This window comes from Actinomyces succiniciruminis (assembly GCF_900002405.1).
Lineage (GTDB): Bacteria > Actinomycetota > Actinomycetes > Actinomycetales > Actinomycetaceae > Actinomyces > Actinomyces succiniciruminis.
Map to the genome: position 1 here is coordinate 81,184 of NZ_LK995535.1, position 10,807 is coordinate 91,990.

Annotated in this window: 9 protein-coding genes; all 9 read right to left on the reverse strand. The window is 58.9% G+C overall.

Going from position 1 to position 10,807, the window contains the following annotated elements; genetic code table 11:
* Positions 1 to 131: 131 nt before the first annotated feature.
* The gene (locus BN1056_RS12185; RefSeq protein WP_210581570.1) at positions 132 to 1,073 is read right to left on the reverse strand and encodes a Gfo/Idh/MocA family oxidoreductase; all 942 of its coding nucleotides are present in this window, start codon (positions 1,071 to 1,073) and stop codon (positions 132 to 134) included.
* Positions 1,070 to 2,257, reverse strand: a complete 1,188-nt coding sequence (locus tag BN1056_RS12190; RefSeq protein ID WP_244671694.1) for an MFS transporter — start codon at positions 2,255 to 2,257, stop codon at positions 1,070 to 1,072. Before BN1056_RS12190 ends, BN1056_RS12185 begins: the two co-directional genes overlap by 4 nt.
* Positions 2,257 to 3,864 carry a carbamoyltransferase C-terminal domain-containing protein gene (locus tag BN1056_RS12195; RefSeq protein WP_244671695.1) on the reverse strand — a complete coding sequence of 536 codons (1,608 nt, stop codon included), beginning with the start codon at positions 3,862 to 3,864 and terminating at the stop codon, positions 2,257 to 2,259. Before BN1056_RS12195 ends, BN1056_RS12190 begins: the two co-directional genes overlap by 1 nt.
* Entirely contained in the window at positions 3,845 to 4,978 is a 1,134-nt protein-coding gene (locus tag BN1056_RS12200) for a DegT/DnrJ/EryC1/StrS family aminotransferase (protein ID WP_210581577.1), read from the reverse strand. The genes BN1056_RS12195 and BN1056_RS12200 overlap by 20 nt, the downstream gene beginning before the upstream one ends.
* A 4-nt stretch (positions 4,979 to 4,982) precedes the next feature.
* The gene (locus tag BN1056_RS12205) at positions 4,983 to 6,521 is read right to left on the reverse strand and encodes a 4-alpha-glucanotransferase (RefSeq protein WP_210581580.1); all 1,539 of its coding nucleotides are present in this window, start codon (positions 6,519 to 6,521) and stop codon (positions 4,983 to 4,985) included.
* Positions 6,521 to 7,657, reverse strand: coding sequence for a glycosyltransferase (locus tag BN1056_RS12210; RefSeq protein WP_210581582.1), 1,137 nt, complete (start codon positions 7,655 to 7,657; stop codon positions 6,521 to 6,523). Before BN1056_RS12210 ends, BN1056_RS12205 begins: the two co-directional genes overlap by 1 nt.
* Before the next feature lie 51 nt (positions 7,658 to 7,708).
* Positions 7,709 to 8,458, reverse strand: a complete 750-nt coding sequence (locus tag BN1056_RS15140; protein WP_425306129.1) for a TIGR04282 family arsenosugar biosynthesis glycosyltransferase — start codon at positions 8,456 to 8,458, stop codon at positions 7,709 to 7,711.
* A 249-nt stretch (positions 8,459 to 8,707) separates the two neighbouring features.
* Positions 8,708 to 10,138 (reverse strand): pyruvate kinase, encoded by a 1,431-nt coding sequence (pyk, locus tag BN1056_RS12220; RefSeq protein ID WP_210581586.1) that lies wholly within the window; start codon positions 10,136 to 10,138, stop codon positions 8,708 to 8,710.
* 26 nt (positions 10,139 to 10,164) lie between these two features.
* Positions 10,165 to 10,807 (reverse strand): prolipoprotein diacylglyceryl transferase (gene lgt, locus BN1056_RS12225; RefSeq protein WP_210581588.1); only part of this gene is annotated, 643 nt, incomplete at its 5' end.

Here is a 10,807-nt window from a genome sequence, read left to right on the forward strand (position 1 = left end):
GACCGTGCACCGAGTAGCGACGCGCGATATTACCAATGCCTCGAACAAACTCTCAACGCAAGGGCCAGGCCAAAAACCGTGCGGACGCCGGAGCGAGTTTCCCGTCCGAGAGACCCTGACATAGCAACGTATCATCGGCATCCTCCTGAGATCATGTTGGCAACGTCAATATGGCGCCGCCAGCTCTCACTCATGCCCAGAATGAAATCGGAAATCACCCCGCGATACCCCCACCAGTCGTCACCCCAGACGCGGAACTCACGGCAACTTTCTAACCCCAACGAGCGAATCGTGACCTTACCTAAATCTGTGCCGAGTATCGAAATCGATCCCTTGTCTCCACGGAACGTATAGTGGTCCCCCTCGCCCTCGCGCGCCCGCCAACTCGCTCTCAGCACCCACCGAACACCTTCCCGACATGCTGCTGCACGCCACTCCCGCCGATCGTCCGTGAGGCGATGTTGTAGAGAACACCCCCTCGTCAGTGCATCAACGATGTACAGCAAGTGGTATCCCTTGTCACCAAGCACACCTTGTGGGTTGGAACTTGCTTTCACACGCCAGTCTGCCTCAGCTCCCCAACCAGCCCACGGCGCGCAGTCCACAGTCGAGAGCTCCCCGCCCAGAAGGGTTCCGATGACTCCGTCACGTATAGCACTTATAGCAAAAGCGAGGTCCGGACGATACAAGTAATTCTGCACAACCGATATCGACGCCGCATAGCGTTCGGCCAAGTGGTCAACGCAATCCAACTCTTCCGGATTCAATGTGAACGGCTTTTCCACCAGCAACCGCCGCACTCCCAACTCAAGTAGCTGCTCAACCATCTTCACTGAAATGTTCGGCGGGGCCAGCACCAGCGCCGAGTCACAATCGAAAGCGTTACACGCGGTAACAATGTCACCAACAACATGGTCGGACTCGACACACCTGCGCGCACGCATACGCGCCGACGGACAAGGCTCAGCAATGCACACCTTACCGAACGTCTGCGCCAAAACTCCGCCCCGCCGAATGTGCTCGCTCCACGCTTCTTCTGCAATCCGGCCGTAGCCTGCAACTAATAACGTCACGAGTCCGTTCCTTCCAGACGACGTGCCATCACCGCATTACCCTGCAATATCGAGAGAAAGATCCACAATGCCGACGCCAGCAACACGCCGCTGGAAACCAACTGCGCAGTGGCGGCACCGAGTCCACCGATCACGAGAGCCCCAATAGATGGCGCCACCGTCAGTACACACCCAACCACCGCATCGAAGGCCGCCTGAGCTCTGCCGAGCGCTCCGCTATCCACCATCTCACTCACCAACGTAACCCTGCCAACAAACGCGAAAGAATCGCCGCATCCGAATAGGAACGAGCAGCAAACCATCACGGCCGCATAATCCGTCGCGCCCATGCCCACAAGTGACAGGCTCATCGCAACAAGGCCAACTTCGGTAAAAGCCCCACCGCGCATCTTCCAGCTCGACGTGACAATCACAGATCCACAGAGCGCACCCAATGCACGTGCACTTAGCACCGTTCCGAGTAATCCTGACCAGTCGTCGCTCTTCGACGCTTCGGCGGCCCTAAACGGATCTGCCACAACCACCAGCGACGCTACACCAGCGACGGCGATCCAAGCGATGATGAGCCGCATCAACCCCCGATAGCGCATCAGTGTACCGAATACAGCAACTCGGTCTCGCCGAGGCCCATTCAGCGAGGCGGGGAAGCCGCTGATAAACGAAATCACACACGCAGACAACGCAAACGTCAGCGCGTTCGTTCCAAAGGCGAATCCAGGACCAAATGATGAAACCAATATTGCCGACGCTGCCGGCCCAACGACATTTCCCACATTCCGCGCCGATTCGACAGCCCCGAACGCTTGGGTCACCCGATCACCGCTCTGCCGGCCGATTGCGGCAACGCCCGCGATGTTCGACGGGCCCTCGAACAGCGCCGACATTACACCGCACGGAGTAATAAACTCGGCCCGGCCCCCTGAAAGGGCCAGCACGAGGAAACATCCGGCGCAAAGCAAATCGCATGTGACCAAGACTCGCTTCGCATCGACGCGGTCGGCAAGGAACCCGTTCAAAGGAGCGAACGCAACGCTAACGAATGCCACCGCGCCCAAGTAGAAGCCGATGTGGGAGCTCCCCTCATTGGCCAAAACTATCAGCAGCGCAACGTGTGCTCCGTTGCCGCCAAAATTGCTCACACCGCGAGCAAATGCGAACAGGCCGACATCGCGACGACTCATCATCACGTCGTCACGACCTTGTCGTCGAGCACGAGAAAATCGAGTTGTTGTGCCCGGAACGCGCTCAAGGCTTCTGTCGCCGTCTGGATAATCGGTTCACCAGGGCCATTGAAGCTGGTGTTAAGTACCGCTGGCACCCCGCGTCGCTCCATTTCTAACACAATACTCGCAAAGGGACTAGTTTCCCGCGGGTCAATCGCTTGGGGCCTCGTTGTTCCGTCGACGTGCGCAACCGCCGGCAATAGTCGTCGTCCGACATCGGTCATCGCCGCCGCGCCAACCATATACTTGTCGAGGAAGCTGATGTCCTCCCAAAGTCCCGAGCCGCTACTGGTCGTCGCGGGCCCAAATGGTCTCCAAGGCTCCCGTCCTTTACGCAAATTCACATTGTCTTGCATCTCCGGAACTGTCGGCAACGCGATAATCGACCTGTTTCCAAGCGCGCGCGGCCCGAACTCCGAGCGTCCAGAACACACCGCGCCAATTTGATGTGCCATCAACCTATCGGCAATATCGGCGGCGTCGAACTCATGCACCGTACCGTAATCCTCCTTACGTGAGCTCTCCGTCGCCGGGCGAGGCCCAAGAAACGGCGTCGCTGTTGCGCGCCGTGGTCTAACAACGGCCCAAGCGGCGCCGATCGCGACGCCCCCGTCATGCGGCCACGGCGGAGTAAATCTTGGCCCCGACAAGCGCCCGGTCGCAGCGCAATTCAACGCGACACCACCGGCGAAACACGCCTCCAGCACGCCGGTCTTCTCACGGAAATAGGACACAAGCCGTGTGATTGCCTGTTCAACGGTGTTTTGCGCAGCCCAAGCCGCGTTGATAGCACGCTCGCAACGATGCAACTCGAATATATCATGGCGTCTCATCGGCCCACCGAAGCGCTCCGAGATGGCCGAACTCCACATGGCTTGAAGTTCGTCATAATCTAGCTTTGGATCGCCTCCGAAGAAGGTCCACTGTTCACCGGGGTGCCAGCGCACAATTTCCGAGTCGAGCCACGTCAGCTCGCGGCCCCTTCCATACGCGGCGAGCCCCATCGTCTTTCCTGAAGCAAGCCGTCCTAATCCCAACCATTCGCTGGTTGCCTCGAAGAGATAACCAAGACTCGACGCGCGCGGCATTCGAGCCTCAAGCTTCAGTGATGGCACCCCCGAACCATTCTCATACCGAAATACGCTGGTACTCTCATACTCACCATTCCCGTCGAGGACGTACACTATACACGAGTCAAACGGCGACAGCGGCGCAACACTCCACGCATGCGCCTCGTGATGGGGCACGAATATTATCTCCGGCTTAGCATCCGGAGGCGCGCCAAGCTCGTCTAGCATGTCGCGACCAGAGCGGTTGCCGCGACCAGCACGCTTCCACAATCGAGGCTCATCCCATCCGACCGCAACATGGCTCACATCGTGCCAGCTTATGCCTGCTTCTTGTATACACGAGGCAACCGCATTCAGCGGCGATGCGGAGGGCGCATGGCGCACCCTCGTCAGACGCTCTTCTTCGATCGCCGCTAACACACGCCCTGTACCATCTACAAGGCAGGCACTAACATCGTGCGACGCGGCCAACCCTGTATTAATCCCAAGCACCATCATCACGAAGCACCTCCCAAATCGCATTGCGTACACACGCGACATAGTAGTCGCGCTCGCCAATATTGGAGACTAAAGGAATTGGTATGTCCACATAGTTAGAAATACTGTCCAAACCAGCAAGAGGTTTGTCGGCCGCGACCCAGTGCCGAGCCTGATGGGGATCGCCCTCCATGCACGGCGTGTAGTGGCGAACCTGATATTTCCGTAACTTCGAACGGAGTAACTCCATATCCTTCTTGCCCGCGGGCAAAACACACACCGCTTGTCCGTTGCTGCCCTCATAAGAGCCGAGTATCTCGCGTTTACGCCCACGAGTCTCGAGGTAGGCGTCGAACTCTCGTCGAATCAAGTTTTGAAGTTCGCGCAACCTGAAGATACGCGAGTCAAGCGCACCCAGTTCCCGAACGAATATCTCCGCTTGCATGTCGGACATACGAAGATTCAACGTTGTCGCCTTGCGCTCAGATCTGTATCCGCAAACGCGCCGTACGAGCGAACTCCATTCCTTGCGCTCGCTCACGCATATCCCTCCCTCGCCGGTCGAAATCAGTTTGTTTTCCTGCGAACTAAATACTGAAAAGTCGCCGAAGGTTCCAACCTTTCGACTCGAAACAGTTACGCCCCATGCCTGGGCGCAGTCTTCAATCAACAACAACGAACGTTCATCGCATATTTGACGGACTCCAGACAAATCCGGGTTTGGCATTCCTCGCATATGCGTGACAACCAATGCGCTTGTTTTTTCTGTCATCGCACGCAGGTACTCTGCGGCACCGGGCACCAAAGAGTGTCTCCCAACGTCCACTACCCTCACGCTCCAGCCCATGACTAGAAACACGCTCGCGACTGAAGTCCAACCAAATGCCGGAACCAACACCTCTCCAGCACCTTGCTTCTCAGTAATCGCGCACACGGCCGCGGTCAGAGCGCCGGTCCCGGACGATGTCATCACCACCGACGCGGGTTCCATCACGAGCTCGCGAGCAGCCTTCTCCTCAGCCAGTCGTAAGGCATCGCTGCCGAGTCCGCTTCCCCTACCATCAGCATGTCTCGCGCGTACCGCGTCGACCAACGACTCAACATCCCAGCCATCACCCGAATATAAGTAACGCACAACATCACATCCCACGTCTAGTCGACAATATCTCACATAGTTCCCGCACGCGTCCATCCGATCGCCATTGTTCGATCGTGCGGGGGTGGGGCGCTTGATAGTCCGGCCCCTTGGCGTGGCCGGGATAATGAAGTCTATACTCCATACCCAGCATGTCTTCGAGGTGAGCGGTCACCCGGTCCGCGCCACATCCGGATAGTCGTTCATATAACGCGTTCTGATACTCCGAAAAGCACGCCGCCCCCCCAACATACTCCATCGTGCGTTCCAACAGCTGATTCAGTGCTGCGTCGTCCCCGTGAAACCCAAGAGAGTGCTGCATCGCTAGGTCGCAACGCGTCCATAGCCCCTTGAGCGTCGGCGTGTCGTGATTGGTGAGCGCCACAAGATCCTTCCTATCTATACGCTGATCGAAGTCCGCCAACAGCAGCCTGTATCGCGGGAGACCGTGATACGACACAAATGCTTCAAGTTCATCAAACGGCGTTCCGATAAGCTCCAAGTACAAATATGGCATTCCATCCGGAGAAACATGACTAACCAATAGTTCGGTCAAGGCCAACGTATCTGACCTTACATACACCCCGTCAAATGTATCTCCGGCGATGGGGACGATATACTGCCGTCCCAGGGCCAGAGCATGATCGACGCGTAACCCCGAGTAGAATTTCAAGTTGGTTTCGAGCGTTTGCCGATATGGCACATAGCCGTCGCGCGCTAGGCCACGGGGATCCCACCCGTGAACCGCCCACGCCTGCGGTTTCAAATGGTCCGCATCGCTCGGCGCACCCAGATTTGCACCAGTAAGGATGCTATGTGGCCACATCTCCGCGTCAAGTCCAGGACTTGCAACGCCGACCGGCAAGTCACCGTACACAGGCATCATCATTCGCGCAATTTCAAGCTGACGTTCCGCTTCATATTGTGTCCACCAATATGGCCCAAGGCCCGCGCCGAGCAACTCATCGTCAGTCATCCCATTCAACTCGTCGTAATGTGGCTCGATACCACGGCTCTTGCGTTCGAGAGCAAATAGAGCCTCTCGCTGAGCACGCGTTGTCCCTTCTGTCGCCCATTTTCGGAACTCGTCCTGCCGAAGGATCTGCGGATTCTCTGCGACAAGTCGATGAATGAGGGCGATCTTCCTGCACCGCGCTTCTTTCCAACTTTTTGGCGCTGGCCCCGTCGCTTTAATTCCAGCAGACGCCATTGACACGTGGACAGGATCGATCAGTATACGACTGCCTGGAGCATAGGGGTAGTGTTCGTACGGACTTCGTGATGACCACAGCCCTAACGGGTTGATTGTGCAGAACTCCGCGCCCAATTGACCAAGTGTGTCCATACACTTACGCAAATCATCCAAATCACCGATACCTAAGGACTCGTTGGACCTCAGCGCAAAAGTCGATACCGAGAATCCCCATTTTCGAGTCGTTCGAAAGTCGATGCGCCGCAGCGGTCCAAGTACTTCACTGACCCAGCGGAGTGCACGATCTGACGCCTGCACTGACACACCATCGCTCCGCGTGTAATCAAGCATTACGTTAGGATGCATTCTCTAATTACCTCACCAACAGCAGCCGCCACCGCACGCCCATTAAAGCGGCTACGGACAGAATTGTATTGACGCGTCGCAATGTCTCGCCGGGTCGCTTCGTCCATGGCAAGCCACTCAGTTAGCCTCTGGAGTTTGAAAGAAGGATCGTATATCGCCTCCTTTGTCGAACTGCCCACGAGCTCAGGATACACAGCGCGATCAGGCACTAAGCATGCGACGCCTGCGGCCATTGCCTCCGCCGTCGCAACCCCGAACGTTTCATGAGTAGCTGTCGACACCTGGTGCGTGCACTGCCACAGTAATGAGGCGTAGGCACTCGGATCGAGGCCCTCATGCACCCTCACTCGCTGACCGTACTTCGAGCATACCGTACGTAGACGGCCTTCAGTCTGAGATCCGGGAATCGGGGCTCGTGTAATGTCAACGCTTAGCGCTTTGTTTTGCTCGAGCAAAACTGGAAGCATATCGATGAACTCATCCGCACCCTTTGAAGATACAAAGGAATGATTGAATAGCAAACGAGGCGAAGCGCTCCTGGCAAGCTCCCGATTCCGGTCAATTCCCTCAATATCTATAGGGATGCCGACGACACGTGAGTTCGTAAGGAACTCGCTTAGGGCGCCGACAGCTTCCGCCTGTACGCTCGCGGCTATGCGCGTTCGAATATATTCGCTTGCAAGCAGAATCCTGTCCATCGATAATAGAAGACCGAGGTCTTCCCATTTTAATTTCGGATGATTGTCGTGTCGAAATGTGTCACTCGGGTCCCAGTGCGATCCATGCGTATACCCTACTAAAGCCCCTTGAAATCCGATCTCGTCGAGGTTCCTCCTAACGAATGCCGCGTCGGGGGTCGTCGAATGAAACAAGAATACGGCATCAATCTTGTCACGTTTCACGACGTCGATTAACTGTGCGATTTGACGCATGTTCCATGACGTACGTTCTAGGCTCACGTCATCCGGCGTTGCCACCGTTATCAATTCCGTCGAAGGTAGCTTTCCGAGTTCGCGCTCGAGCACAAGCGAGCACGTGCGTCCATATCCAATGGCGTCACTCGACGCTTTCGCATTGTGATAGTCTGTAGAAGTATAAGACCGTACATAGGCGATCTTCATGTGTCCTCCAAGTTAACAATTCTTGGTAGAGCCTTGCCCCGTTGGCCGCCGTTATGTAATCGCGTTTGCTATTATCGTAGCAGCCTTTAGGCTCGGGTAAGTTTCAGCAATGGCGCGAGCGTCTCCTACCGTATCTATGTCCCGCAACCTTTGACCAAGTTTCGTATATACTCCGTTCGGTAATGCGCGAATTACATCTACCGCAAATGTCTTTGACGCCATGTCGATCTTATCCAGGAAAGATGGGTCGACGTCATTTAGCCCGACGCACCATACCCCGCCATCCTCAACCGGGCCTATATAGGCCGTCTTAGGGGATTGTAGATGTGTCACCGCCTCGTTGATCATTGGGACGGAGACTTGTGGCACGTCTGCCAGCAACAGCAATAGTTTACGCTTAAGCGAGAGCGCCGATATTAGGCGCGCACTTAGTGTCGCTTGCGTTTGTTTTCGTAGTTCGAAGTCCGCGTCAACGTGTGCGACAATTGCTCGACGATCACCTTCGTAGCAGCACGTCTTGTTCGACAGACCGGATGATCTCAAGGTCGCGCATATGTCATTTAGCATCGCTGCCGCTACTCGCGCAGCAGCGACGTCACCCAGGTCGCGGGCAAGCCGCGTTTTTGTACGTCCGGGCACAGGGGCTCTCGCGAACAGGACAATATGACAGGGGCTCAGGTCCATACGACGAGTGTAGCCCCTCTCCGTGATCCGCGCCAGACCTCTACGATACGCATCTGTTGTAACTGTTGTACGGATTCGATAGCGGTTAAGTCCGGTGTGAGGTCTTGCTTGCAGCATTGCAAGACTTCCAGCAAGAGGTAGCGGTCGTGTTCGGTCCACTCGTCGGTCTGCTCAGCCAGAACGGCGCCGCACAGGCGGGCGATGGCATCACGATGGAAAGGATGCCGACACTGTCGTTAGGTCGGAGGCTCTCCTTATTAAAACACTCCTGGAGGTGGATACGCCTGCCAGGAAGGCCCGGCGACCACTCTTATCAGCGTGGTCCCCGAGCGTTAAGCCATGGAGATGACGTGGGGGAGGAAGTCGTCACACCCGGTAGTCGGTGGTCTCCCCCACCGTGTGGACGCGGATGGAGTTGGTGGAGCCGGGCGTGCCCGGCGGCATGCCGGCGACGATGATCACCTCGTCGCCCGGCTTGGCCAGGTGCTTGGCCTGCAGCACCTCATCCACCTGATCGACCATGTCGTCGGTGTGCTTGACCTCGGGCACCTCGTAGGTCTGCACGCCCCAGGAGACCGACAGCTGGTTGCGGGTGGAGCGCAGTGGCGTGAAGGCCAGCAGCGGGATGGTTGAACGCAGGCGGGACAGGCGGCGGGCGGTGTCGCCGGACTGGGTGAAGGTCACCAGGTAGGTGGCGTCCAACTGCTCGCCCATCTCGGCGGCCGCCCGGGTGATGGCGCCGCCGCGGGTCTGCGGGTAGGAGCCCAGCGGGGCGATGCGCTCGCCGCCGTTCTCCTCCACGTTCTCGATGATATTGGCCATGGTGCGCACGGCCTCGATCGGGTAGGCGCCCACGGAGGTCTCCCCGGAGAGCATGACGGCGTCGGCGCCGTCGAGAATCGCGTTGGCGCAGTCGGAGGCCTCGGCGCGGGTGGGGCGCGGGTTCTGGATCATCGACTCCAGCACCTGGGTGGCCACGATCACCGGCTTGGCCTGGCGGCGGGCGAGCTCGATGGCGCGCTTCTGCACCAGCGGCACCGCCTCCAGCGGCATCTCCACACCGAGGTCACCACGGGCGACCATGATGCCGTCGAAGGCGGAGACGATGTCCATCAGGTTCTCCACGGCCTGCGGCTTCTCGATCTTGGCGATCACCGGGATGCGCACGCCGACCTCGTCCATGATCTCGTGGACGTCCTTGATGTCCTCAGCGTTGCGCACGAAGGACAGAGCGATGAGGTCGGCGCCGATCTTGAGCGCCCAGCGCAGGTCCTCGCGGTCCTTCTCGCTCAGGGCGGGCACGGACACGGCCACGCCCGGCAGGTTGATGCCCTTGTGGTTGGAGACGTACCCGGGTACCTCCACGCGGGTTACGACGTCGGTATCGGTCACGGCGGTGACGCGCACGGCCACGTTGCCGTCGTCGATCAGCAGCCGGTCGCCGGGACGGCAGTCCCCGGGCAGGCCCTTGAAGGTGGTGGAGACGCGCTTGACGGTTCCCAGGACGTCGTCGGTGGTGATGGTGAACTCGTCGCCCTTGTTGAGCATGACCTTCTGGTCGTCCACGAAGTTGCCCAGGCGGATCTTCGGGCCCTGCAGGTCCACCAGGATCGCGACGGCGCGTCCCGAGGCCTCGGCCGCGGCGCGCACGCGCGCGATGACCTCCTCCTGGTCCTCGGCACGGCCGTGGGAACGGTTGATGCGGCACACGTTCATGCCGGCGTCCACGAGCGCCTGCACCTGCTCGGGTGAGTCGGTGGCGGGCCCCAGGGTGCATACGATCTTCGCTCTGCGCATGGGGCAAGCCTAAATGACTCTCGCCCCTACGACGAACCTCCCACGCGAGACACTTCGTCGCTGAGCGGCCGACGCGAAGTCACGATGAAGCAGACCAGTCCCACCAGGAAGATCAGGATGGAGGTCCACACGTTCAACCGCAGGCCGGCGATCAGCTGCGCCTCGTCGATGCGCAGGCACTCGATCCACACGCGGCCGGCCGTGTACACCATCACGTAGGCCCACAGCAGCCGCCCACCCACGGCGCCGTCACGCTGCCGCAGCCGCCGCTCCAACCAAACCAGGAAGACGGCGCCGGCCAGGTTCCACAGCGCCTCGTACAGGAAGGTGGGGTGGAACAGGGTGCCGGAGGCATAGCCCGCCGGCAGATGCGCGTCGTCGATGCGCAGCCCCCACGGCAGGGTGGTCGGGGAGCCGAACAGCTCCTGGTTGAACCAGTTGCCCAGCCGGCCGATGGCCTGAGCCACCAGCAGTGTCGGGGCGACGGCGTCGGCGAACGGCGCCCACCGCAGCCCCCGGCGGTGCACCATCCAGGCGGCGGCCAGCGCTCCGAAGAAGATGCCGCCCCACACGCCCAGGCCGCCGCGCCAGATCTGTGGGATCAGCGCCGGGTTGCCGTGCGCGCCGAAGTAGGCGTCCGGGGAGGTGACCACGTGGTACAGGCGGGCG

Bases quoted from the DNA above. Each gene is read 5' to 3' on its own strand.
- pyk (WP_210581586.1), bottom strand. From the start codon at position 10,138: ATGCGCAGAGCGAAGATCGTATGCACCCTGGGGCCCGCCACCGACTCA.
- BN1056_RS15140 (WP_425306129.1), bottom strand. From the start codon at position 8,458: ATGCTGCAAGCAAGACCTCACACCGGACTTAACCGCTATCGAATCCGT.
- BN1056_RS12195 (WP_244671695.1), bottom strand. From the start codon at position 3,864: ATGATGGTGCTTGGGATTAATACAGGGTTGGCCGCGTCGCACGATGTT.
- BN1056_RS12210 (WP_210581582.1), bottom strand. From the start codon at position 7,657: ATGAAGATCGCCTATGTACGGTCTTATACTTCTACAGACTATCACAAT.
- BN1056_RS12190 (WP_244671694.1), bottom strand. From the start codon at position 2,257: ATGATGAGTCGTCGCGATGTCGGCCTGTTCGCATTTGCTCGCGGTGTG.
- BN1056_RS12205 (WP_210581580.1), bottom strand. From the start codon at position 6,521: ATGCTTGATTACACGCGGAGCGATGGTGTGTCAGTGCAGGCGTCAGAT.